Raw genomic sequence first — 21,966 nt, 5'->3', positions numbered from 1 at the left:
CTCCCTTTGAATGTGACGCTTATACTTGTGGATAATAGTGATCCTCTATACCAAGTTTACTTGATAATTCGGGTATATATTGTTTTTTATGCAGTATTCGCATAGAATCACACCCCCAACAAAAACAGGCCCATATGCCGATGTTTAAAGAAAATAAATTATAGGGCTAGTGCGGACGCTTCGTTAAGCAAACGGGCAGTTTAACGCAAAAAACAATCAAAGAAAAACGCGGACATAATCTGCCCGCGTTTTAAGTAATCAGGAATATTAGATGCCTTCAACGATACGCTTAGAGCGCAGCGACACTTGCTCCAATAACTCGTCTTCATCAATAGTGAGCAGTTGACGGCCTTGCATTAACACTTTTCCGTTAACGATGGTGGTGTCCACGTCCGCTCCGTTAGCGCTGTATGCGAGCAGTGAATGGATGTTGTGTATAGGCTGCAAGTGCGGTTTTCTCATATCAATCAAGATGATATCTGCCTTCTTCCCGATTTCCAATATGCCCACCTCATGGGCAATGCGGAGCAATTCCGCACTTCCAGCCGTCGCCATGCGAAGAGTATCCATAGCGGGAAGCTTCGTAGGGTCCCCGTAATCCAACTTTTGCAGCCATGTTGCCGCCCGGATTTCCTCGAACATATCTAACGTGGTGGCGCTGCCCGCCCCATCCGTGCCTAAACCAATGGTAATCCCTTGGTCAGCCATCTCCTTGATCGGCGCTATGCCGCAGCCAAGCTTGAGATTGCTTACTGGATTATGGGACACGCCACCCCGCATACTTTTCAAATACACAATATCACGGCGATTTAGATGCACGCTATGTGCGAGGAGCACATGTGCCCGTTCAAACAGACCGAGGTGATACAAATATTCGGTTGGGGTTTGATTATACTTTTCCCGAATCTGATTGACTTCCTCTTTCGTTTCGGCCAAATGAGTATGTATAGGAATGTTCTCCTGCTCCGCCCAGTCGATAATCTCTCTAAAGGGCTGCGGAGGAACTGTGTAAGGGGAATGCGGCCCCAGCATGGTCGTGATTCTGCCTTCTGCTGCACCGCTCCAGTGACGAACGAGATCGAGCGCCTCCGACATTCGCCGCCCTTTGTCATTATCGAGGAAAACCAAACCCCGCGTTAAAGAAGCCCGCATACCGACCTCTTCTACCGCTGCCGCGATTTCATTCATGTGGATGTACATGTCGGCGAAGGCAGTCGTACCCGATTTAATCATTTCCGCCATCGCGAGCTTCGCTCCCCAATAAATATCCTCTGGCGTCATTCGTGCTTCAGCAGGAAGCATCTTTTGGTTTAACCAATCCATAAGCTTCAAATCGTCGGAAAAGCCCCGCAATAAGCTCATAGACGAGTGTTGGTGAGCATTGATCAGCCCGGGCATTGCTGCCATACCCTCGCCATGAATGACCACATCTGCCCCAGTGGATATGATGGACTGAATGTCCGCTATGCGGTCCCCGTCGATGAGAATATCCCCGATATATGGTTCCTCGTTTCCCATGGTTAAGATGGTCGCGCCTTTGATTAACGTCTTCATCGTGACAGCCTCCTTTTCTAGGGTTTATACTAAACCTTGACGTTGAGTGAGGGTCAAGAACATAAAGGGGTCTGTCTCATGAAAATAAAAGAAGTCGCTGATATGCTGAAAATATCGCAGCGCGCGATTCGGTTTTACGAAGAAAAAGCTCTTATTGCTCCTTCCAAACAAGATGACAATCAGTACCGGAGGTTTGACGAAGAAGATATTTGGCGCTTGCAGACGATCATTGCACTCAGGGAATCAGGAATGCCGGTTAGTGAGATTCGGACTGCACTATTGGATATTGAAGCCAAAGGAAACAGTCAATTACGATACCTGTTGGAACTCCAGCGATCCGTCATGTTCACCAAGTGGGTCGAAATGCAGCAGATTATCGAGACAACAGATCAAATGATTGAAACCCTTAAGAATGACAATACCCTTCCCCTTGATGACATTTACATTCTGGCGGAGGGTTCGAGAAGACTGAGGGAACAACGGACATGGAAGGATAAGTGGGGGTATGACCGCTTGGCCGGCGTTCACGATCAGTTGGTTCAAGAGGACACACGGAAATATGGGGACTATGATGAGGCGCTGCGCCTCGTCGTGAAATGGGTTTCGCCAATCCATGGAGAACGGGGCTTGGATATTGGAACGGGTACGGGAAATTTGGCCGGCCGCCTGATCCATGAAGGCGCGGTGATGGCTGGGGTGGATCAGTCCAACGAAATGTTAAAAGAGTGCCTGCGCAAATTTCCCGAGATGGAGACCAAGCTTGGCAATTTCCTGGCACTTCCGTACCTTGACGGGAAATTTGATTTTATTGTTTCGAGCTTTGCCCTGCATCATCTGACGAGCGGCCAAATGCTGCTCTCTATTCAGGAGATGCGCAGGGTCTTAAAACCTCACGGAAGGATTTGCGTCGCGGATTTGATGATTGACGGGGAAGGAAGCACAGCGCATGAAGGTGATGAGGATTCTATTCTACTCCCCAAGCTCATTGATTTATTAGAGGATAGCGGATGCATCACGAAACACCTTAAAGTAAATCGATTGTTGCATGTTGTTTTAGCAGTACCTATTCAGTAAGCCAAAAGCTTACCCTTGCGTCAAGGTTTACCATTCTGCATGTGGATGCACCCGAAGCCAGACAGAGGCCGGTAACTCCGTTCATGCCGGTATAGAAACGCTCAAAGACCGCCTCCGCCAGCCCCGGGCCGTTATTTTCCAATCAAGATCGTCCATGCACTTACCTGAACCTCCGGATCTACCCGGATCCAGTAAAAAAATGAAGGGTTATCCTTAAGAAAGGGTAACGGCCTTGGTCGTTGAACCGAGTTCAAAGAGCGACTCTGCAGTAACAGGCCTAAAATGGAGGGTAGCAAAATGAATAAACCCCATGGAATAATTGTATTCGGGGCAAATGGAAGCGGAAAGACTACACTTGGATGTGAACTGGCGCACCTATTGAACTTTAAGCATATGGATCACGAGGATTACCACTTTAAAAAATCAGAAATTCCATATACCGCAGTACGTCCTTATGAAGAGTGTTTGAGTTTAATGTTTGCCGACATTGAGAAATATCGTTCATTTATCCTCACTGCTGTCACGGGTGATTTTGGCGACACAATTCCTAAGTTTTATAACCTCGCCGTATTTATCTCAGCACCAATTGAAATACGTATGGAACGTATAGAGCAACGTGCGTATAACCAACATGGAGAACGCATACGCAAAGGTGGTGATATGTACGAGCAGCATTTAAAATTTATTGATTTCGTGGCTTCGCGTTCGCTGTCAAAAATTGAACAATGGGTGGAAACCCTAACGTGTCCTGTAATACATATTGACGGTACCATTGATTGGCAGACGAATGCGACGACTATAGCGAAACGTTTTTATGAGATCGAATGCCAAGCCCGGACCGTTATCTCCAATATGGATTGTTCACGCGGCTCTAGGAACCTCTTGAGTCCACCTGGATGACCACCTGATCTGCGGTATGCCTAACCGCATTCTGTAGTAGATTGACCAGGATACGGAATAGCTGCTCGCCGGGGATTGTAACTTGCAGGCTCTCGCCTTCCACGGTGAGCTTCAGGTCCCGCCGGGTGGCCTCCGGCTGAGCAGCATGGCGGCTTCTTCGGCTATGGTCCGCAGGTCAACGTTCAATGAGAATTTACTTGTATTGGATTAATAGGGCATAATAAAGAGGACGTAAGTTCTTGAGTGATTATTTTTTATAATGGAGGAATGTAGCATGGGGATTTCTATTTATTACACTTGTATGAGAAATCATAACCTTACGGACATTGAGAAGCAAGAGATCACGGCCATCATTGATCAATACAATGCGGATTTTGAGATGAAGGATATTGGAGAAACATTTCATGTGTATGACTATGACCAGGATGAACCGACAGAAATTTTTGCAGGTGCAACAAAGCTGCCCCTTTCAGACAATTTTGAAGATACAGTGCATGCGCTGTTTTATTGGTTGACCTGTTTGACGGATATTAGAAGAAGGATTTCTAATGGGGATTGGCATGTGCATCTAGATGATACAGATGCCATTTGGGATGAGGAAACGGGTTGGCAAATGCCCGAAAATTAATAGGCTAAGGTGGAATATGGTTGTGTGCGTACAATAATAGGTTCATTGCCAACAGACTTTAAGGCGTTTTATACTCTTAAGAATGGCAGTGGTTATCCGCTTAATCTTTTGTATACTTCATATGGAGATAGTGTTATTCCATTTACCTTGCTTTCCTTAGATGATATTAGAGATACTAAGAAATTTTTCTGCGATCGCGATAATTTAATGAGCGAATATTATAGCGATGAGGAAATTAGTAAGCTAGATTCTCGTATTAAGCCCTATTTATTTAACAAGGATTGGTTTCCTTTTGCACAGGTTGTAGGAGGTGCATTGTACCTAATGTTAGACTTTGACCCGACAGAACATGGTACAGCTGGGCAAGTTATCTTTTATGTACATGACCCTGATTTTGTTTATTTTATAGCCCCAACCTTTTCAGAACTTTTACAGGATACTATTCAAAATCTTGAAGATGATTGGTATGAAGAATGCAGATGAAAAGCACGAAACGCAAGTTGTACGACAACAGCAGCAGTCTAAGACTTATTTAGTCTTATTCTGCTGCTGTTACTTTTAATGCGTCTGTCTGTAACACCTCATTCCCCAACCTTCTTCCTAAAACTAAACCGAGCCCCACCCATCTCCGAGCGGGAATAGGTCAGTTCCCCGTTCAGCCGAGCCGCGATCTGGCGGCAGATGGCCAGGCCGAGGCCGGTGACTCCGTTCGCTCCAGTGTAGAAACGCTCGAAGACCGCTTCCCGCTCCTCTTCTGCCAGCCCCGGACCATTATCTTCAATATGGATTGCCCACTCGGCTCCCGGAATCTCGTGTTCCACCCGGATGACCACCTGATCTGTGGTATGCCTAACCGCATTCTGCAGCAGGTTGACCAGAATACGGAACAGCTGCTCGCCGGGAATCGTAACTTGCAGGCTCTCGCCTTCCACGCTGAGCTTCAGGTCCCTCCGGCTGGCCTCCGGCATGAGCAGCATGGCGGCTTCTTCGGCCATGGTCCGCAGGTCAATGTTGGCGGCGGGCCAATGCTCGTCAACGGCTTCCAGCCGGGAGAGCTGGAGCAGCTTGTCTACCATATCAATCAAGCGCTGCGATTGGTTGGTAATGACCTCCAGCCCCTCCTCCTGCGTGACCACCTGATCCTGAATAGCGAACACGAAGCCGTGGATGGACATCAGGGGGGTTTTGAGCTCATGTGAGATATTCTGCAGGAATTCAATCTGGTTCCGCTGATGCTGCTGGATGCGCCCCGACATGGACTGGAAGGTGGTCATCAGCTCCCCGATCTCGGTCCGGTCCCCCTGCGGAAAAGGATTGCCCTGTGCATAGGAAGGCTCATATCGCCCAACAGCTTCCTTCAACCGGTTCAACGGACGCACCACCCGTGAGACGGCGAACAGCCCGATCGCGAGAATCACCACAAAACTGGCTCCGATGGACAGCAAGGTGGTTCGCATGAGTGAGCCGTATAAGGCTCTAAGCGAAGATAGCGGCGAGTAGATGAAGATTTCATCGGACAGCCCTCTCAGCTTTTCTTGCGCATATAGGACCTTCCTGCCGTGTAGGAGGGCAATTCCATTTTTCCCCGTAGGCGTGTATTGTAGTTGCTTCCCTTCCTCCTTCTCATCACTGGCATCAACGATCCTCTGGTTGCCATCCAGAATCATATAGTCCGCGTTCATCATCAGGCCCTTGACGACATACTTGAACTGCGTGCTGTTCAGATTGTTGAGGTCACCATCGCTTAGCAGCTTCTGCGCCTTCCCTACCTGTCCATGCAGCTCAGCCTTCACCTGATTCATCAGGATGTCGTCGATCAGATGCACGAACAGCATCACCGTAATTGCTACCGTGATGAGCATGGCAATGCAGAGCGAGAACAGCATTTTACCGCGAATGGTCCGCATGGCTACACCTTCCGCACGGATGCCCGGTATCCGAAGCCCCACACCGTATCAATTAGAAGTGTGGAGTGGTGCTCGGCGAGCTTTTTGCGGATTCTTTTGACCACATCATCTACAACCCGGACATCCCCGAAAAAGTCATATTCCCACACCTGCTGAATCAGATGCTCACGCCCGAAGGGCCGTTCCAGATGGGAGGCCAGGAAAAGCAACAGGTCGAACTCCCGCGAGGTCAAGCTTACTTCCTCTGCATTCACCGTTACTTTCCGGTAATCCGCGTCAATCTCCACATTCCCGGACTTGCAGACTTGCTTCGCCGTTACCACCTGGGAGGTCTCCTCCGCAGCAGCATTACCCGCTCTAGCCAGACGCAGCATAGACTTCACCCGGCCCACCAGCTCACGCGGATTGAACGGCTTACTCAGGAAGTCACTACAGCCCAGCTCCAGCCCCTGAATCCGGTCACTCTCCTCGCCGCGTGCAGAGATCATAATAATAGGAAGCTCGGTGAAGGTACGCAGTTCGGTGAGCAGCGCCAGACCGTCAATCCCCGGCATCATAATATCGAGAATCAGGCAATCCGGGTGCTCTGTACGGACATGCTCGACCAGCGTGCGGCCATTCGAGAACGAAGTCACCTCGTACCCTTCCTTGCGCAAATATTCCGAGAGCAGCTGTAAAATGAAAAGATCGTCGTCTACGACTACTATTTTGGCCATCGTGTGTACCCCTTTACCGTCCTAATCTAGTTCTATCATACAGGGTTATATAGGCAGATAAAAGACAGGACCCGTCTTAAGCCCCGCCTTCCCCTTCTTCGAAAAAGATGTGAAGCTCTGTTCTTACATATCCGCAGACTGACCGTCACAACATGTCTCACTCCTCAATAGTATAAAACTAAAGGGGGAGTGATTATGACTCGCAGGGTTAGCCGATTCCTCTCATGCCTACTGGCTGTTGCGGTTATAACACTTTGCATCCACATCGCCGCAGCTTCTGCTGTCAGCAAAGTGTCCATTACATCCACGACTGTTACCAAATCCGTTATCAAGGTCCGTCCTTACACCAGCAACCCCGCATTATCCAAAGATGAGCAAGCGAAAGCCTATCGTGAATATAAGAATCTGACACGTGTCGTTATGATAGAGAAGTATGTACTGTCCGGTCAAGGGACCAAGATAAAGATTGGCATTGGTGCAGGCTTCATGTTACCTGGCGGATACATTGTCACTAACAATCACGTGGCCCCCGCCAGCTATAATGGAAAGAAATTGCGATTCCAAATCACTTTTTATGCGCAAAAATCGGACGGGTATCTGCTTGGCTCACTAGTGGCAACAGATCTTAAGGAAGACCTCTCCCTGCTGAAGATTGACGCTAACAAAATCCCCAACACCTATCAGGACAGCTATTTCAAGGAGTTCAATCTTGTGCCAACGGCCAACGAAAAGGTGACGGTCATCGGGCACCCTACCAAGCCAATAGGAAATTCAGACACTGTGACTACCAAAAGGCACCTCTGGACACCGCTCTACGGAACATTCACCGCCGATGATGTGGCCGTTATCCGGAAATCAAAAAATGCGTCAACATCCGATGTGTACACGCACTCCATGGAATTCAATGTGCAGACCTGGCCCGGGAATAGTGGCAGTGCCGTCATAGATTCGAGCGATAAAATAGTCGGCGTAATCTCCTCCACGATCCTTGGTGAACCCCGCTCCTTTGCCACCAGTTCGAAGCTTATCTTACAGTTCATCGACAATAACCATTTGTCAGAAGCCATTTTCGGACACGCCGCTGGCGGAGGTCAGAGTTAGTTAGGTGAATAGATCAAAAGCGGGACTCTTCACGAGCCCCGCCTTCTGTGGTTATAAGTATGCTGCTGCGGAAGACTGCAATGACTGCATTATTTCTTCTTTGGTGTCACAGCTTTGGCTGCCGTTTTTTGTTTGGCATGTGGGGCTACTGACTTTACTGTTGCTTTGTGTTTGGCGGCTACGGCTGTTTTTGCAGCAGCTTTGTGTTTAACGGTTACGGCTGTCTTTACGGCCGCTTTGTGTTTGGCTGGGGTAGCAGATTTCACCGCTGGTGCAGTTACCTTCACCTCTTTCACGGATTTCACAACAGGCGCCGTTGCTGCGAATGCGCTCGTGGAGCCGCCCACTACACTTACCACTGCTAATACTGCGATTACTCTTCTTGTCCATTTGATCATTTCAATCACCTCTTCTTTGAAAGTATCTTCATCTTAGCAGGCGATTGCGGGAATTCTATGGAACAAGTATGAGTAAAGTATATGAAAATAGCGTTATAGAATGTGAACGGTGGCAACGTCCTTGCCTGCCCACAGATTGAAGCTGTACCCCGGTACCCACAAATGCCACGGTGCAGCGTCCACAATAAAAGCCACATCCGCATACGTATCCCAGGTACCCTCCACTTGACTTGTAATCCTGACCAATACGGTCCAGGTATCCCCTTGCATGATCCCGTCTATGATCTCCCCATAGTCAACTACGATATCGCGTATCCATTCATTTCTTGAAAATTTGCCGGGGTCTCGATGCCAGGTTATTAGAGCTTGTGCGTGCCTAATATCGTTCATGGGGTTACCAGCCCCAGACCATTCATTACATAGGGACGAGCAATGTCTGTAAGCGCACCGGTCCCGCTCTTCTCTCCGGCATTTAACCAATAATGCGCAGCGCCATAGATGGCTGAACCTGTCATAGCCGCCATGATCTTTATATGATCAATGTCCACCCCTCAACTGGTCACATATATCCTCCGTGAACTCCTCTGCATTCACCACTTGCTCTGGAATCCTCTCATGAAAAGCCTGTTCTGTGACTTCGTCCAGCAAAGCATATTTATCTTCAAAATGGGCATAAAAGGTGGCGCGGTTAATGGTTGCCTCCTGAGCGATATCTTTAATGGTGATTGCATCATAGCCTTTTCTCTGCAGCAAATCTCTGAACGCTGTTCGAATTAACTGTCGTGTGCGCAATACCCTCGGATCTTCCTGATTTACCATGTCTATATCTCCTTGTTAAACATCAATATTCACAATGTGTTGCCTATGCAACTTTCCTCTAACTCTGCCGGTTGAACTCTCAAGCACGCAATATTATTATCTTATCAGACAGGTGTTGCTTAAACAATCTGTGAATCATTCTTATGTTCAATTATAAGAGGAGGATCATCATGAAAGCTATTGCTTTAACAAGCTTTGGAATTCCCGAAGTGCTAGAAGAACTGGAAGTTCCCGTTCCCGCAATTACCGGCACACAGGTTCTCGTCGAAATGCGCGCCTCATCCATCAATCCCGCAGATGTTCTATTTCGCAGCGGCGCAATTCTTGAGAGTCCGATGGCCGATAAATTTGCGGATCAATTTCAATTGCCGCTTGTTCTTGGTAATGAAGTAGCCGGCATTGTTAAAGAGGTTGGCAGGAAAGTCCGTCATTTCAAGCCGGGGGATCGTGTCTTGGGAATGATTCCGAGAGGTTCCTACATGGACTATGTTGCCGTGGAGGAAGATCTCCTTGCCATCATTCCTGAGAGTCTGTCCTTTGAACAGGCAGGTGCCGCGCCTACGGTTGCCCTGACCGCCTGGCAAGCGCTGTTTGAGCATGGTCAGCTTCAACCGGGACAACGCATCCTTATTCAAGCTGGCGCTGGAGGAGTAGGACATGCTGCAGTCCAGTTAGCCAAGCAACATGGAGCATACGTTATCGCAACCGCGAGGGACTATAATCATGATTTCGTCAAAGGACTTGGTGCAGACGAGGTGATCGATTATACGAAAGCCGACTTCGTCACCCAGATTACAGAGTCTGTTGATATTGTTTTGGATTCCGCTATGGACGCATCTACTTTCGGGACAGGGTTACCGGGAGACATCGGGAAGAAAAACTACTCGGTCATCAAGGATGGCGGGACCTATATATCAGTGGTGGCCTTCGCGCTTAATCAACAACCGAAGATCCGCGGCATTCACGCCTACTTCTTCCAGGCAAGAGCTAACCGTACCGATTTTGAATCCATTGTCCGCCAAATGCAAGAGAATAAATTGAATATCCATATCCATGAGGCCTATCCCTTCACTGCCCAAGGCCTGCTTCAGGCGTATCGCAAAAGTGAAGAGTCAACCAAACGGGGAAAAATCATCATATCGAAAAATCTTGGATAAACATCGTGACTAGGAAGTGCGTGAAGAAAGCCCCATCCCTTAAGGGTTAGGGGCTTTCGTATCTCATCCACCGGTCAATGATCGGCTGGCCGCTCAGGTGGAGCATATCATGGTGATCTTCGCAGAGGAGCCATTGAACCTTTTTGGAGATCAGGTAATACTCATTCAGGTGGCATAACTCAGGGATCACCTGGAGAATCGCCACCGTCTTCCCCTCATACAGCCACAGCTTATCATACCGGTCCTCGGCAATGAACCAGATGGATTCATCCTGGATGATCTCTCTCTCAAAATGCGTTTCCACTGATCTTTGCGAACTTCATGTAGCCCGCTCCGGTCCAGCTTCAGCGACTTGATTAATTCTTCGATCTCTGCGCGGACAGATAGGGAATCCACAGGCTCACCTCATTTTCAGTTACATAATGGACTTTGACAGTCGAATCAGCCTCCATCCTGTTATCCCTTCTCCCCTCTCATCTGAATCACCTTATATTTGAACAACAGCGTAATCCCCAGATTCATCAGAAAATGAACAAGGATCGGAACCAGCAAATTATCCGTCTGCCCATAGACCCACCCGAAGACCAGGCTCGGGATAGTGATGTTCAGTAGCATTAGCGGCTTCGTGTAGTACTGGACATGCATTCCCACAAACAGCACCGTGGTGAGTACGATAGCGATCCAGGGGTTGGGAAGGTAGAGGGTGAGCACATTTTGTATAATTCCCCGGAACAGCAACTCCTCAAATAAAGCGCCTGCGAGTGTGAAGAATAGAATCGCAGTAAGCGAATAGTTCTGATAGCTCTTATTCGTCTCGTCAATATAGCTGGCTGGTATGAGCAGGGTCAGGATGATCCCGAATAACAATAGGCTGATTGTGGGAAGAGCAACGTATACTGCCAGTTGCAGTGGATTTTCAAAGGATAACAGATCCTTCAGGTTCAGGACATCGTAGATAACAAGGGCAAAGATAACGGCTGCGCTGATCAGGGCGAAGGCGAGGAAAACCAGTACAGCATCTTTCGGATTGAATTCTTTTTTGCCTGGTGGCGGGGTCCCGGTAGCACGATTCATAGCATAGCTTCTCTCCTTGTCTTCCAGGTTCTATTTCTGCACGGACAACAGATTCATATAGTTCATCACTTCTGCAATTCCCCTGCTACGATAACATATCCTGTCCTTTCCCAACAACCTGTATAGTCCGCAATGGCACAACCCGAAAGATTGCATGAATGGTATTGCTTGGCTGGGAGGTTCTTGTACAAAATCACGGATAATTAGCGCTTGATTTTTTATATCTCATCCCTTATATTATTTGATGTATCAATAATTGATCCCTCAATAATTGATGAGTCAATTAATTTTCAATAGGAGGGAACTGATGAATGAGGGCTTAACTGAAAAGTGTATTTTGCAAAGGATGCAGTCTTTGAATACCCGGATCAGCAGCGCTTTTTCCGGCTGTACCGGCCTTAGTGCCTCCCGCTTCCGTTTGCTGCAAGAACTTCTTGCTACCGAGGAAGTAAGCCAGAGCGCCCTGCAGAAATCACTTGGCATTGACGGTGCCGCGGTGACCCGCCATTTAAAGCAGCTAGAGTTACTCCAATTTGTCAACCGGCGTACCTGCCCGGACGATAACCGCATTACTCTCGTAAGTCTCAATGAGAATGGCCGGCAGCATGTTAATCATTTTTTGCAGGCTAATTCAGAAGTAGTGGAAGGACTGTTTGCCGGCTTCGATCCCGAAGAACGCCAGGCTTTGGCAGACATGCTGGAACGTATGCACCATAATGCCCAGAATCTCTAATCCCTCGAAGGAGCTGTCTAATATGAGCAGTATACAAAAAGTTCAAGATTTCATGGAAGTGGTTAAAAGCCGCCGGTCGGTCAAGCTTTATGATTCCTCCGTTACCATCAGCCGGGAGAAAATGTCGCAAATGCTGGAAGAAGCTTCGCTGGCCCCCTCCTCCGTCAACTTGCAGCCGTGGCGTTTTGTCGTGATCGAAAGTCCTGAAGCCAAAGCCAAGCTACTTCCGCTGGCCAGCTCCAACAGCAACCAGGTGGAGACATCTTCCGCGGTAGTGGCTGTATTCGGTGACCTGAATTTCCCCGAGTATATGGACGAAATCTTCAGCGACACGGTTGCATCTGGCTACATGCCACAAGAGGTGAAGGAGCAGTTCATGGCTGCCTACTTGCCCCTCCTGCAAAGCTTGTCGTTGGAACAAAAACGCGATACCGTATTAATTGACGCCGGTCTGGTGTCCATGCAGTTCATGCTGGTTGCGCGTGCGCACGGCTACGACACCAATCCCATAGGCGGATACAATAAAAACCAGATTGCCGGTGCCTTCGGACTGGATGCACAGCGTTATGTGCCGGTTATGTTAATCTCCATTGGCAAAGCCGCGGCCGCCGGCCACCCTTCCACCCGCCTGGCGGTTGACCGCACGACAGTATGGCACTAAGCTGTACGCAGCATCGGCATAGCTTGAAGCTCGTGTACAGCGCGCAAGCAAAAAGCTCTTGGGATCATCCCAAGAGCTTCTTACTTGTATACCGGCGGAATCCTCTTTACTGCATCCCCTGCATAATGGCATTGATAATGCCTTGCTGGGTGACGGAGTTATTATAACGGCTGAACAAGGCGAAGCCGTGCTGTCCGTTATAGCCATTGTCCCAATAGACGGGGACGGCCTTGTACTTCTTGGCGGTTGCCGTTACAGCTTTGGCATAGGCGGCGCGGTAGTTATTATTGCTGGAATCGTAGGAAGATTTGTCGATTGAACCGAACTCACCAATTACTACAGGGTAGCCTTGAGTCGTGAATTTATTGTACATGGATTGGAGCTGCGAGTTCAGATAATCCTCCTGTCCCCAGGTAGATTTCTTGGCAGGGTTCGTCGCTGACGCACCCCACTGCGTAATATTCCCCGATTCCTCACCGGCAAAATCCCAAGGGGAATAGTAGTGGGCAGAGATCATGATTCTTTTTTCCGAGCTAGGTATGGTAGAGGATCTATAGGTGTCGGTTGGGAGTACGAAGCCGTAATTGCCCGCCGTATAGTCGATGTTCGTATTCCAGCCCGGAATCAGCAGCCATCTGGCACTATTGTTGCCGCCTGCCTGTCTGACCGTATCCACGAAGATCTGATTGTAGGCATTCAGGTTAGCGTAATACGCCGGATTCGGATTGTTGTAACTGCCGTCAAACACCTCGTTCATCGACTCCAAAATCAGCCGTTCGCCATAATTGGCAAACTTATTCGCGATCTGCTGCCATACCTTCTGGTACTTCTGCTTAATGGCGGTCTGGTTGCCGCTGTTCACCAGGAGCCAGCTGCCCTGAACGGAATTGAAGCCGTCCCCGTGAATATTAATGACCACATAGAGGCCTTCATTGTAGGCGTAATCCACGACTGCTTTCACACGGTCCAGCCATGCCGAGTTAATTGTATAATTAGGAGCGCTGCCGATATAATTCAGATAAGAGACTGGGATGCGGATCGTTTTGAAGCCTGCTGCTTTGACCTTTTGGATCAACTGCGGCGTAATGGTTGGGTTATTCCAGGCCGTCTCACTGGGTATTCCGTTCACCGAAGCTTCGAGCGAGTTGCCCAGATTCCATCCGGCCCCCATCTCGCTGACGATCTGCGAAGCCTGCAAAGATCTGAAGTCCGAAGTCAGCGCGGCTGACGCTTCAGCCGCAGATGCAGATGCGCGGGAACCCGAGCTGCCGAGCAAGGTGGATGCCAGTAATACTAGAGCTAGGCTGTAGACTCCGCATTTTTTGATTTTGGTTAACATATTAGAACCTCCGTTCCTTAGATTGAATTCTAACTACAAGGCAAGACACAAGCATCGCTATCGAAATTCCGAACATCAAAATGTATCCATTATAAAACAGAGTGTTAGTATACTGATTAATCCAGCTGAAACGAAAGACTACGGAATCTTTATCATTTGTGAAGCCGTTTAAGTTCTGTTCCAACTCACTGATTGTGTGTAGTTCACCAAATATCATGAGCACTAAAGTGACAAGTGATAGAGCTGGAATGACTATTGATGTGATTGTTGGGGGCAGCTTTCTTAGAGATTCAATCGATTTCAACACCAAGTGTATGAGGAAAATCGTAAGCAACATCAGACTAAGGATCAGAACTACTATTCCGGGGTTCCCGTTACCTGAAGTCCCTTTTCCAAGTCTATACTTAATGGTACCAATATCGACCGCAAAAATACAAAGTACATTTAACGCCAGCAGGATTATTGTTGACCTATACCTTCTTTTCAAAAGAACACCTCCGGTATAATGAATTCCCCGCCAAATCACATCCTTTCATTATTTAGCGGAGAATGGGTCAACAACTACGGTTGAGGTCGCTTAAGGCTCCAACCCCCACACCAGCTGCCCGTTCACATACCCAGTAATCTGCTCGTGATCGGCGAACTGGGTACCGGCGGCGCGGAAGGAGTAGTCATTCGCCTGATTGTAGTTGGACCAGTCTTGTTTGGAGAAGCGGGTCTGAATCTCGGCGCTCTGGCCGGGGTTCAGGGTGCCCGCGGCACTGGTGAAACCAAGCTCCAGCGCATAGTCGGCACCGGCGGCCGGGGTGTCCAGCTTCACGAAGGTCCCGGTGACATTCGCATTTCCGATGCTGGCCCAGTCGGTCCAGAAGCTCTGCTGCTGCTCGCCGTCAATCGTGTAGTAATACCGGAGCTTCACATCGCTCAGCTGGACCGGTGAATTCCCGGTGTTGATTACTTTGAACTTGGGTGCGATTCCATTGGTCGAAGCACCGGTGCTGCCGTTGTAGGCCTGAATGGTCAAGTCGCCTGAAGGCAGCGGAACACTGCTATCCTCTACGTTCACAGTAAGCACTACCTCTGTTCCGCCGCTAAAATGAAAAGTGATCGCATGCTGGCCGAGCGGGAGCGTGGCAAGATAAGCTTTTCTCAGAACAACCGCAGTATCAGTGGCCGTGTAATCCTGAGTGGGGACAAGTGTGTAGTTGCTGCTCTTCAGACTTGTCAGCTGGTCCCCGTGTAAGGTAAGCGCTACAGATATGTCCTGTGCAAGATTCGCCGCCCGGTCAAACACCGCATGGTCTGGTGAGATGGCAGCGCCTGGTGTAGTATCGATGACTTTTACTTTTAACACGGGATCTTGGCCCTGATTGAAATCCAGGACGATCGAATGCTCGCCAACCGGCAGCGTTGCCAGGAACGCCTTAGTGAGCAGCAGTGTGTTCCCGCTTACGGTATAATCCTCGTTCTCAGTCAAAATGGCGGTACCAGAACGAAGGGCCGTTAACGTGTTACCGTTCAGGTTCATGGTGACGGTCTGGTCGGTCTGATGAGCCGGAGCTTTGTCAAATTCGACCATGGATGGTGTAATGGTTGCGCTTGGATGAGGATTATTGCCCTTCAGATCAGGCAGCTCGTCCAGCGTAATGACATAATCACTCTGGTACAGGGTGGTCAGCGTAGCCGGATAATTGAAGGCCGTACTCATCAGATGCTCACCGTACCATGGCAGGAAGTAGAGCCAGCCCGCTCGCTCCTCGGTCAGATTCTGCACACTGGGAACGGTGTCGTTCTCGGTCATGGCTACCATCTTCTTGCCCCCGGTCAGATCCACCAGCTGATAAAAGGTTGAGCTAATCGCGTCCTCATTCGGCACGCCGGACAGTCCGTCATAGCGGTTGTAGATGGTATTGTATTTATCGTAGCCGACAATATCCACCTGATCATCCCCTGGATACCAGGCCGGAGAAGTGCTGTACACATAACTGTTATAGGTCCAGATCAGGTTGTGCAGGCCGTAGGTCTCCGTAAGCTCGGTATAGAGCTGATCCCAGAGCTGCTTGTACACCTCTGCCCCTGCCGAAGCCCACCAGAACCACGCGCCTTCCCCATTTAATCCCCCGTTGCCCTCAGCCTCATGGTAAGGACGGAAGATCACGGGCACATTATTCTCCTGCAAAATCTGCAACTGCTCTGCCAAGTCCTTGATCGCCAGCTTCAAGTATTTGTACTCCTTGGTTCCGGGAATCACAGCATTGGCGGTATTAAAGTTGGTCTCGGTAGGCTTGTAGGTGGCTTTCTTCCAATCCACAAATTCCCCTAGCTGGTAGGCGGTGAAGTCACGGGGAACGGTAAGGTGCCAGCTGTTGGTCGCAATCCCGCCCTTATTATTCACCCAGTCGATCATGCGGGCGGTTGTGCCGTCCTCCCAGCCATACAGCGGATTATAGTTCATGAGGTCGAAGCCGCGGACTGCCGGATATTTCCCGGTCAGGTTGTGAATCCAGTCAAATTCCAGCTCGGAGTTGCCGTCATTCCCTCCGCCGTAGATCTCCTGCTGGCCCGAGAGCATATGCTTCCCGTACACCTCCGTCAAATAATTCATCAGGAGCTGGGTTTCGGGCGTAGCCTGAGCGTCAGAGAGTACGGGCTGCACAATCAGGGGGTCCAGGTTCGCATGATCCACCGTTAAGGCGTCGAAATAAGCGAATCCCCAGCCTGCTTTTACCTGAATGGTATTGCTGCCTTGATTCAGCTTGTGATAGCCGAAGTTGAAATCCTTCCACGTAGTGGTGTAGGGCAGCATAAACGAACCCTTCGCAGCACCGTTAACGATTAATGCCTGCTGTCTGCCATCCGGGCTCAGCTCCTGCATATAACGGGTCGAGATCGTATACATGCCGGTTGCCGGGACAGTTACGGTGTAGGTTAGCGTACCGGAGTTCTGCATCCAGACAAAACCGCTTCCCGAATAGCCGGGCTTCGGCGTTCCGTAAATCTGGGTCGTCACTTGCAGATCTGGAGTGAGCTGGGCATTCTCGCTTTCGATGGTGATCAGTGCAGGGTCAGCGTGCGCCGCAGGCGGTGCAGTAAGCCCTCCAAGCAGCAGCGTACAGGCCAGCAGCATGGTTCCTGTTCTTTTGAGCCATTTCTTCATAATCTTCCTTCCTCCCCATGAACAAAATGGTAAAACCTTGGTTAACCTATCAGATCATGGTTGCGCTTTCATAGCAAAGATAGCATGTATTCCATAATTTGTAAATACAAATCAGCAAGTGTGCCCAGTGGTATGAATTGCAGAGAGGAAGGAATGTTCAGTCTATCGCGTGCGGAGGGAAGCTAGTGGAAAAAGCACAACTATTCGAGCGCTAACAGGGAAGTTGGAGGTAGCAGTTGGATTAACAACACTTAATTTGTGCAAATCCAGCCGATTTCATAGAATCGGCTGAAAGAAGTGCCTTTTTTCCAACTGCTGCTTAAAAGGAGTGTGATTCAGCGGGAACAAGTGCCTTTTATCCAACTAAGTTTCCTTGTTGATTGGCTTCCCCATCCCCCGTAACGCGAACGGCTATAATTCTATCAAAAGCTTGTTCCTATCAGGCTAATTTCCCCTGCTCAAGGTGAAAAAACCTCCGGGTTGTCGCTCGTCCAAGCGCCGATGCAGCCGATTAGGCAGGCGATATAGGTTCGTAGCACTCTACCTTCTCTGCTATACTCGTATTCTAATGCGATGTTTATTCCCTCGCCCCGCCAGGCGATAATGCGGCCGGAAAATCCGGGCCATTCACATTCTTCATCCAACTGCGGAAGGCCATAGGCCGCGATCGCTTCCTCAGGCGAAGAGTTCATCGTAATTCCCTCAGGTAAAATAACGGGATAAGGCACTTCGATCTTGTCGCCCGAACCAGGGGGAAGGAAGTGGATGGCGCCGATGATCCATTCATCGGGATTCGTATAATGTAGTCCGGTCAGCACATTGATTTTGGGTATACGGTAGAGATCCATCCTCAGAGATGCTTTTGCGCAAGAGATCATGGTGTCGTTGAAATAGCTCTTCGGCGCCGGCATGCGCTTAACGCCATAGGGCTTAAGCACGGCTTGGACCCTCTTGGAGTCATACGGCTGTCCCAGCATGCCGATAAGCTGAACGGCCGGCTCTTCAACCCTATCCACATCCATCTCGATATCCATATTAATATTCATACCCTTATCCATATTCTTGTCCTCCCCTTCACCTGACTTGTACTCTGGTCAACCGTTCCCATTATAACAAATAACGCACTCCAGGGCATATCTCAAGGAGCGCGTTAACGTCTACCTGTAGCGAAACTCAGGTCCGAAATTATGGACGTACCCTAGACACTGTACCTTCACGGGAGCTTCTGCCTATCATCAGCTGCACCGCGATCATGAGCACAGTGACTACAGCTAAGCCGGTTAAGGCAAACTGGAATGAGCCCGAGGCATCCAGGATGCGGCCCACTGCGAGCGGACCCAAGGCTCCGAGAATATAGCCGCCGCCCTGGCTCAGTGAGGACCAGGCGCTGGCCTCTTCTGCCCGCTGTGTCATGAGCAGCGGCAGCATGAGCGCCAGCGGGAACAAGCCTCCGGCACCGATCCCGAGCAGGACTGCGCTCAGGAATGGTGAGCCTGATCCGAGGAGCAGCAGCAGTCCGCTTAGCTCGAACAGACTGCACAGCACCAGCCATAAGGTGCGCCGCTGGAATCTGGCCACGAGGATCGGCACCAGAATACTCACCGGAATCTGAATCAGGGTGAACAGTGTGAGCAGGTTGCCTGCATCATGGCGGCTGTAGCCCTTAGACATGGCTATCGGGGCCAGCCAAGCCGTCAGCGAATAAAAGACACTGGCCATCAGGCCGAAGAATACGGTCAGCAGCCAAGCCCGCTTGTTCGCCAAGGGCAGCTTGGCATGCACACGCTGAGCCTCCGGCTGCAGCGACTTCGCTGCAATTCTCCACCAGGCCGGGAGAGCTGCCAGGGAGAGTACCGCCCATACTGCCAGCGATAGCTTCCATGAGCTGCCCAGCCAATTGTACAACGGAACAGACAGGCCTGCCGCCAGCGATGCGCCCAGCACCAACGCGGCAGAATATACACTTACCATAGCCGAACGCCCGGGGAAATAACGCTTAATGAAGCCCGACAGCAGCGGACCGGCGATGCCGATCCCCACACCTGCTGCGAGCGCCGTCAGAATTAGCCCAGCGGCCGAGGATAATACGCCCCGTGCGGCAGTAGCCGCCCCGATTAGCACCATCGATGCAAAGATTGAACGCTCCATACCGAAGCGGCGGCTGATGCTTACAGCAACCGGTGCAAAGATGCCCATACACAGAACAGGCAGCGTAGTCAGCAGACTGGCCTGCAGGCTGCTCATCCCCAGGTCCCCCTGAATATTGCTTACCAGCGGTGAGACGGACGTAATGACCGGACGCATATTTAATGAGGCAGCCAGCAAGGCGATAACTAATAATAGGAAAGGCATTTCTATCACTCCATATTCTCTGAATAGTAACCTGAGTATACGGGTGTAAAACACATTGTTCAATACTATTATTTCTATTATTATAATAGAATATAACTATGAACCTTCTCTGAACGGAGTGATTTATTTGGAAACCCGCCATCTGCATTATTTTCTGGCTGTGTGTCAAGAACTGCATTTCACACGGGCCGCCGAGAAGCTGGGGATCAGCCAGCCCACGTTAAGCCAGCAGATCAAGGTGCTGGAAGGTGAGCTGGGGCTCCCCCTCTTCGACCGGATCGGCAAAAGAATTGCCCTTACCGAGGCCGGTGCACTCCTGAAGGAATACGCAGTCCGGATGGTCCAGAATGAACACAACGCCAAGGCGGCCATGGACGAGCTGCGCCTGGATAACCGCGGCACCATCCGGCTCGGCCTGCTGCCCTCCGACCTTGATTACCAATTAACACCGATGCTGGTTAAGTTCCACGAGGATTATCCAAATATACGGCTTCAGGTGTTCGCCTCGACGGTCATTCAGCAGGAGGTGCTGGATAACAAGCTGGACATCGGGATCTGCCTCCAGGGGCCGCGCGATGAACTGTTAACCAAGATTGATCTCGGCTGGGAGCCGTATCATCTGATTGTCCGCGAGGATCATCCTTACGCTGCCAAGAGTCATATCGAGTTGTCCGAGCTTCAGTACATCCAGCTTGTGATGTACCCGCGAAATTTTATCGGCAGAGAGCTGGTCGAGAACACCTGCCGGGAAGCCGGCTTTGCACTGGAACCGATTATGGAGACCGGATCGGCCACCTCGCTGATCCAGCTGGTCCAGGCCGGAATCGGCGGTACCGTGCAGCCGGGCAGTCTTATGGACGCGATGAAGAACAGCGGACTGCGCTCCATTCCCATCCTGGATTCGCCGCCGATCCGCAAGCTCAGCTTAATTTACCGGGCAGACCGTTACATCAGCAAGGCCACCCATACTTTTATCGGCTATCTGAAGGAGTTCTGGATGGATCTGTTGGAATCTTCCGGTACCGATGATCAGTCCACTAAGACCCCAGCCGATACGTAAATGGCCTGCTCGCCTTCTTGTTATTGGTGAACATAAACTGCAATTCAGTTTGATCTGGACTTACTCCGGTGAACCGAATTCCATCATAGATGAATCCGGCGAACTCTTTAGGATCGATATCGAATTCCTTGTAAAGAACGACTGCTTGCTTAGCTACTGTATCGATTAGAGTAAGTACGCCGTCTTGTGAAGAACGGACAATCAGAACATTCCCGCTAATGCCTTCTATCGCATAGGTGGCATCCGGTGTACCGGCCAGCTTGGACATATTCCAGGTCTGCTTGACGGAACCATCCGGAGCGATTAAACGAACGGAATGACCGTCATTCATCACGGCGTTTCCGTCATAGCTCTTGATATCCTCAGGGTAGAACTGCCAGTAATTCGCTTTGGATTGGCGCAGAATGACCCCTTTTTTCACAAACATATTGTATACAGTCAGGTTCACGGAAGGCTCACCGCTGCTATATTGAATGGTCACCAGGTCGGCATCAGCCGATATTTTCTCAGCCGTAATCTCCGTGTTGGCAATATAATACGGATCAAGCTTTGCTGTAGAAGCTCCCAGGGAATGAACCTTGCCCTCAGCATCCCGCTTATACAAAGTGCCGTCTAACCCATTCAGGAAATACGCGTTCTTGGCCGTCCTGCCTTTGCCGGTGTATTCAGGATAGCTGATGAACGCTTCACGCTTGAGCGTATCCCACTCCAGTGACCCGCCAATCGCATCATTCACGAAGCGCAGAGGGATGTAGAGCTTCTTATTCACCTGCTGGAAGGCAGCGGGATAGGTGATCTGCTTCCCGTTCACAGAGGCGTGAGTGCTGCCGATCTTCATGCTGCCCTGCGTGAGCAGATTCTGAATGGTGAGCATTCTGGAATGCTCGTCATATGTAATATTCGCCCCTCGCACATATAGCTTGTCCAGCGAGAGCATAACTGTATTGTTGATGAGCGTAGCGCCCCCTGCAGGTGAAGTAATCTGCTCATTGTTCAGGTAGACCTGAACCGCAGGTGCCCCGGCTGTGGCAGACTGGGTTGTACCGGAGGCAGCAACAGCCGGGGCAGGAGAATGTGCCACGCTCGTGACAATAACACTGAGTCCAATGATCTGCATGAGCTTTTTGAATGTAACCATAACGTACCCCCTTCATTTCTCAGAAAATACCATATTTCCTATCATAGCATATTACAGATGGAACAGCCGAATACTAAATGGTAGACTAAGCAGAAACGGCTTTGCTGTCCTTTTAGGGACGGCACTGTTTCAGCGAGAAATATAAGGGAAATACATGACTCAACCGTTAACGAATTGAGAACTTAGGAGAGAATAACC

At 49.9% G+C, this 21,966-nt stretch carries 22 protein-coding genes; 9 read left to right on the top strand and 13 right to left on the bottom strand.

Going from position 1 to position 21,966, the window contains the following annotated elements; genetic code table 11:
• Nucleotides 1–267 precede the first annotated feature (267 nt).
• Nucleotides 268–1,554 (bottom strand): amidohydrolase, encoded by a 1,287-nt coding sequence (locus MKX42_RS14460; protein WP_340753106.1) that lies wholly within the window; start codon nucleotides 1,552–1,554, stop codon nucleotides 268–270.
• A gap of 78 nt (nucleotides 1,555–1,632) precedes the next feature.
• Between MKX42_RS14460 and MKX42_RS14455 the strand changes: the two genes are divergently transcribed.
• From MKX42_RS14455 to MKX42_RS14440, 4 genes are all read left to right on the top strand, one after another.
• The gene (locus MKX42_RS14455; RefSeq protein ID WP_340753105.1) at nucleotides 1,633–2,628 is read left to right on the top strand and encodes a MerR family transcriptional regulator; all 996 of its coding nucleotides are present in this window, start codon (nucleotides 1,633–1,635) and stop codon (nucleotides 2,626–2,628) included.
• Nucleotides 2,629–2,925: 297 nt separating this feature from the next.
• Nucleotides 2,926–3,528 (top strand): AAA family ATPase, encoded by a 603-nt coding sequence (locus tag MKX42_RS14450; RefSeq protein WP_340753104.1) that lies wholly within the window; start codon nucleotides 2,926–2,928, stop codon nucleotides 3,526–3,528.
• 274 nt (nucleotides 3,529–3,802) lie between these two features.
• A complete protein-coding gene (locus MKX42_RS14445) occupies nucleotides 3,803–4,156 on the top strand; it encodes a hypothetical protein (RefSeq protein ID WP_340753103.1) in 354 nt (117 codons plus the stop codon).
• 24 nt (nucleotides 4,157–4,180) lie between these two features.
• Complete coding sequence (locus MKX42_RS14440) at nucleotides 4,181–4,639, top strand: SMI1/KNR4 family protein (protein WP_340753102.1); 459 nt, start codon at nucleotides 4,181–4,183, stop codon at nucleotides 4,637–4,639.
• A 98-nt stretch (nucleotides 4,640–4,737) separates the two neighbouring features.
• On the opposite strand, the gene MKX42_RS14435 is transcribed toward MKX42_RS14440, so the two are convergent.
• The gene (locus MKX42_RS14435; RefSeq protein WP_340753101.1) at nucleotides 4,738–6,063 is read right to left on the bottom strand and encodes a sensor histidine kinase; all 1,326 of its coding nucleotides are present in this window, start codon (nucleotides 6,061–6,063) and stop codon (nucleotides 4,738–4,740) included.
• Nucleotides 6,064–6,065: 2 nt separating this feature from the next.
• Nucleotides 6,066–6,779, bottom strand: coding sequence for a response regulator transcription factor (locus tag MKX42_RS14430; RefSeq protein WP_340753100.1), 714 nt, complete (start codon nucleotides 6,777–6,779; stop codon nucleotides 6,066–6,068).
• A gap of 195 nt (nucleotides 6,780–6,974) precedes the next feature.
• Here MKX42_RS14430 and MKX42_RS14425 point away from each other — a divergent pair, with 195 nt between their 5' ends.
• A complete protein-coding gene (locus MKX42_RS14425) occupies nucleotides 6,975–7,880 on the top strand; it encodes a serine protease (RefSeq protein ID WP_340753099.1) in 906 nt (301 codons plus the stop codon).
• A gap of 89 nt (nucleotides 7,881–7,969) precedes the next feature.
• Here MKX42_RS14425 and MKX42_RS14420 read toward each other — a convergent pair whose 3' ends face one another.
• The 3 genes from MKX42_RS14420 to MKX42_RS14410 all read right to left on the bottom strand — a co-directional run bounded on the left by MKX42_RS14420 (nucleotide 7,970) and on the right by MKX42_RS14410 (nucleotide 9,097).
• Nucleotides 7,970–8,278, bottom strand: a complete 309-nt coding sequence (locus MKX42_RS14420; protein ID WP_340753098.1) for a hypothetical protein — start codon at nucleotides 8,276–8,278, stop codon at nucleotides 7,970–7,972.
• Between the two features lie 93 nt (nucleotides 8,279–8,371).
• Nucleotides 8,372–8,668 carry a hypothetical protein gene (locus tag MKX42_RS14415; RefSeq protein ID WP_340753097.1) on the bottom strand — a complete coding sequence of 99 codons (297 nt, stop codon included), beginning with the start codon at nucleotides 8,666–8,668 and terminating at the stop codon, nucleotides 8,372–8,374.
• A gap of 147 nt (nucleotides 8,669–8,815) precedes the next feature.
• Entirely contained in the window at nucleotides 8,816–9,097 is a 282-nt protein-coding gene (locus MKX42_RS14410; RefSeq protein ID WP_340753096.1) for a TetR/AcrR family transcriptional regulator, read from the bottom strand.
• Between the two features lie 170 nt (nucleotides 9,098–9,267).
• On the opposite strand from MKX42_RS14410, the gene MKX42_RS14405 reads away from it, so the two are divergent.
• Nucleotides 9,268–10,254 (top strand): NADP-dependent oxidoreductase, encoded by a 987-nt coding sequence (locus MKX42_RS14405; protein WP_340753095.1) that lies wholly within the window; start codon nucleotides 9,268–9,270, stop codon nucleotides 10,252–10,254.
• Nucleotides 10,255–10,300: 46 nt separating this feature from the next.
• On the opposite strand, the gene MKX42_RS14400 is transcribed toward MKX42_RS14405, so the two are convergent.
• Both MKX42_RS14400 and MKX42_RS14395 read right to left on the bottom strand, forming a co-directional pair.
• Nucleotides 10,301–10,558, bottom strand: coding sequence for a DUF6756 family protein (locus MKX42_RS14400; protein WP_340753094.1), 258 nt, complete (start codon nucleotides 10,556–10,558; stop codon nucleotides 10,301–10,303).
• 152 nt (nucleotides 10,559–10,710) lie between these two features.
• On the bottom strand, nucleotides 10,711–11,328 hold the full coding sequence (locus tag MKX42_RS14395; protein WP_340753093.1) for a CPBP family intramembrane glutamic endopeptidase: 618 nt from the start codon (nucleotides 11,326–11,328) through the stop codon (nucleotides 10,711–10,713).
• A 307-nt stretch (nucleotides 11,329–11,635) separates the two neighbouring features.
• Between MKX42_RS14395 and MKX42_RS14390 the strand changes: the two genes are divergently transcribed.
• Nucleotides 11,636–12,061, top strand: a complete 426-nt coding sequence (locus tag MKX42_RS14390) for a MarR family winged helix-turn-helix transcriptional regulator (RefSeq protein ID WP_076160475.1) — start codon at nucleotides 11,636–11,638, stop codon at nucleotides 12,059–12,061.
• A 31-nt stretch (nucleotides 12,062–12,092) separates the two neighbouring features.
• A complete protein-coding gene (locus MKX42_RS14385; RefSeq protein WP_340757691.1) occupies nucleotides 12,093–12,722 on the top strand; it encodes a nitroreductase family protein in 630 nt (209 codons plus the stop codon).
• Between the two features lie 106 nt (nucleotides 12,723–12,828).
• On the opposite strand, the gene MKX42_RS14380 is transcribed toward MKX42_RS14385, so the two are convergent.
• The 4 genes from MKX42_RS14380 to MKX42_RS14365 all read right to left on the bottom strand — a co-directional run bounded on the left by MKX42_RS14380 (nucleotide 12,829) and on the right by MKX42_RS14365 (nucleotide 19,570).
• Nucleotides 12,829–14,061: a glycoside hydrolase family 5 protein gene (locus tag MKX42_RS14380; RefSeq protein WP_340753092.1), complete on the bottom strand. Its 1,233-nt coding sequence runs from the start codon at nucleotides 14,059–14,061 to the stop codon at nucleotides 12,829–12,831.
• A 577-nt stretch (nucleotides 14,062–14,638) separates the two neighbouring features.
• Entirely contained in the window at nucleotides 14,639–17,218 is a 2,580-nt protein-coding gene (locus MKX42_RS14375) for a glycosyl hydrolase (protein WP_340753091.1), read from the bottom strand.
• Between the two features lie 458 nt (nucleotides 17,219–17,676).
• On the bottom strand, nucleotides 17,677–18,276 hold the full coding sequence (locus MKX42_RS14370) for a hypothetical protein (RefSeq protein ID WP_340753090.1): 600 nt from the start codon (nucleotides 18,274–18,276) through the stop codon (nucleotides 17,677–17,679).
• 127 nt (nucleotides 18,277–18,403) lie between these two features.
• Nucleotides 18,404–19,570, bottom strand: coding sequence for an MFS transporter (locus tag MKX42_RS14365; RefSeq protein ID WP_340753089.1), 1,167 nt, complete (start codon nucleotides 19,568–19,570; stop codon nucleotides 18,404–18,406).
• Nucleotides 19,571–19,688: 118 nt separating this feature from the next.
• Here MKX42_RS14365 and MKX42_RS14360 point away from each other — a divergent pair, with 118 nt between their 5' ends.
• The gene (locus MKX42_RS14360; RefSeq protein WP_340757690.1) at nucleotides 19,689–20,630 is read left to right on the top strand and encodes a LysR family transcriptional regulator; all 942 of its coding nucleotides are present in this window, start codon (nucleotides 19,689–19,691) and stop codon (nucleotides 20,628–20,630) included.
• On the opposite strand, the gene MKX42_RS14355 is transcribed toward MKX42_RS14360, so the two are convergent.
• The gene (locus MKX42_RS14355) at nucleotides 20,608–21,768 is read right to left on the bottom strand and encodes a copper amine oxidase N-terminal domain-containing protein (protein ID WP_340753088.1); all 1,161 of its coding nucleotides are present in this window, start codon (nucleotides 21,766–21,768) and stop codon (nucleotides 20,608–20,610) included. The genes MKX42_RS14360 and MKX42_RS14355 overlap by 23 nt on opposite strands.
• Nucleotides 21,769–21,966 lie beyond the last annotated feature (198 nt).

The sequence above is a fragment of the Paenibacillus sp. FSL R7-0204 genome (assembly GCF_038002225.1).
Lineage (GTDB): Bacteria > Bacillota > Bacilli > Paenibacillales > Paenibacillaceae > Paenibacillus_AQ.
This window is presented reverse-complemented; position numbering and strand designations above follow the sequence as displayed.

What these genes read in the sequence shown, in the direction of transcription:
- MKX42_RS14430 (WP_340753100.1), bottom strand. Translation starts at nt 6,779, where the DNA reads ATGGCCAAAATAGTAGTCGTAGACGACGATCTTTTCATTTTACAGCTG.
- MKX42_RS14420 (WP_340753098.1), bottom strand. Translation starts at nt 8,278, where the DNA reads ATGATCAAATGGACAAGAAGAGTAATCGCAGTATTAGCAGTGGTAAGT.
- MKX42_RS14410 (WP_340753096.1), bottom strand. Translation starts at nt 9,097, where the DNA reads ATGGTAAATCAGGAAGATCCGAGGGTATTGCGCACACGACAGTTAATT.
- MKX42_RS14460 (WP_340753106.1), bottom strand. Translation starts at nt 1,554, where the DNA reads ATGAAGACGTTAATCAAAGGCGCGACCATCTTAACCATGGGAAACGAG.
- MKX42_RS14370 (WP_340753090.1), bottom strand. Translation starts at nt 18,276, where the DNA reads ATGGATAAGGGTATGAATATTAATATGGATATCGAGATGGATGTGGAT.
- MKX42_RS14415 (WP_340753097.1), bottom strand. Translation starts at nt 8,668, where the DNA reads ATGAACGATATTAGGCACGCACAAGCTCTAATAACCTGGCATCGAGAC.
- MKX42_RS14355 (WP_340753088.1), bottom strand. Translation starts at nt 21,768, where the DNA reads ATGGTTACATTCAAAAAGCTCATGCAGATCATTGGACTCAGTGTTATT.
- MKX42_RS14455 (WP_340753105.1), top strand. Translation starts at nt 1,633, where the DNA reads ATGAAAATAAAAGAAGTCGCTGATATGCTGAAAATATCGCAGCGCGCG.
- MKX42_RS14435 (WP_340753101.1), bottom strand. Translation starts at nt 6,063, where the DNA reads ATGCGGACCATTCGCGGTAAAATGCTGTTCTCGCTCTGCATTGCCATG.
- MKX42_RS14450 (WP_340753104.1), top strand. Translation starts at nt 2,926, where the DNA reads ATGAATAAACCCCATGGAATAATTGTATTCGGGGCAAATGGAAGCGGA.
- MKX42_RS14405 (WP_340753095.1), top strand. Translation starts at nt 9,268, where the DNA reads ATGAAAGCTATTGCTTTAACAAGCTTTGGAATTCCCGAAGTGCTAGAA.
- MKX42_RS14375 (WP_340753091.1), bottom strand. Translation starts at nt 17,218, where the DNA reads ATGAAGAAATGGCTCAAAAGAACAGGAACCATGCTGCTGGCCTGTACG.
- MKX42_RS14390 (WP_076160475.1), top strand. Translation starts at nt 11,636, where the DNA reads ATGAATGAGGGCTTAACTGAAAAGTGTATTTTGCAAAGGATGCAGTCT.
- MKX42_RS14395 (WP_340753093.1), bottom strand. Translation starts at nt 11,328, where the DNA reads ATGAATCGTGCTACCGGGACCCCGCCACCAGGCAAAAAAGAATTCAAT.
- MKX42_RS14425 (WP_340753099.1), top strand. Translation starts at nt 6,975, where the DNA reads ATGACTCGCAGGGTTAGCCGATTCCTCTCATGCCTACTGGCTGTTGCG.
- MKX42_RS14380 (WP_340753092.1), bottom strand. Translation starts at nt 14,061, where the DNA reads ATGTTAACCAAAATCAAAAAATGCGGAGTCTACAGCCTAGCTCTAGTA.
- MKX42_RS14365 (WP_340753089.1), bottom strand. Translation starts at nt 19,570, where the DNA reads ATGCCTTTCCTATTATTAGTTATCGCCTTGCTGGCTGCCTCATTAAAT.
- MKX42_RS14445 (WP_340753103.1), top strand. Translation starts at nt 3,803, where the DNA reads ATGGGGATTTCTATTTATTACACTTGTATGAGAAATCATAACCTTACG.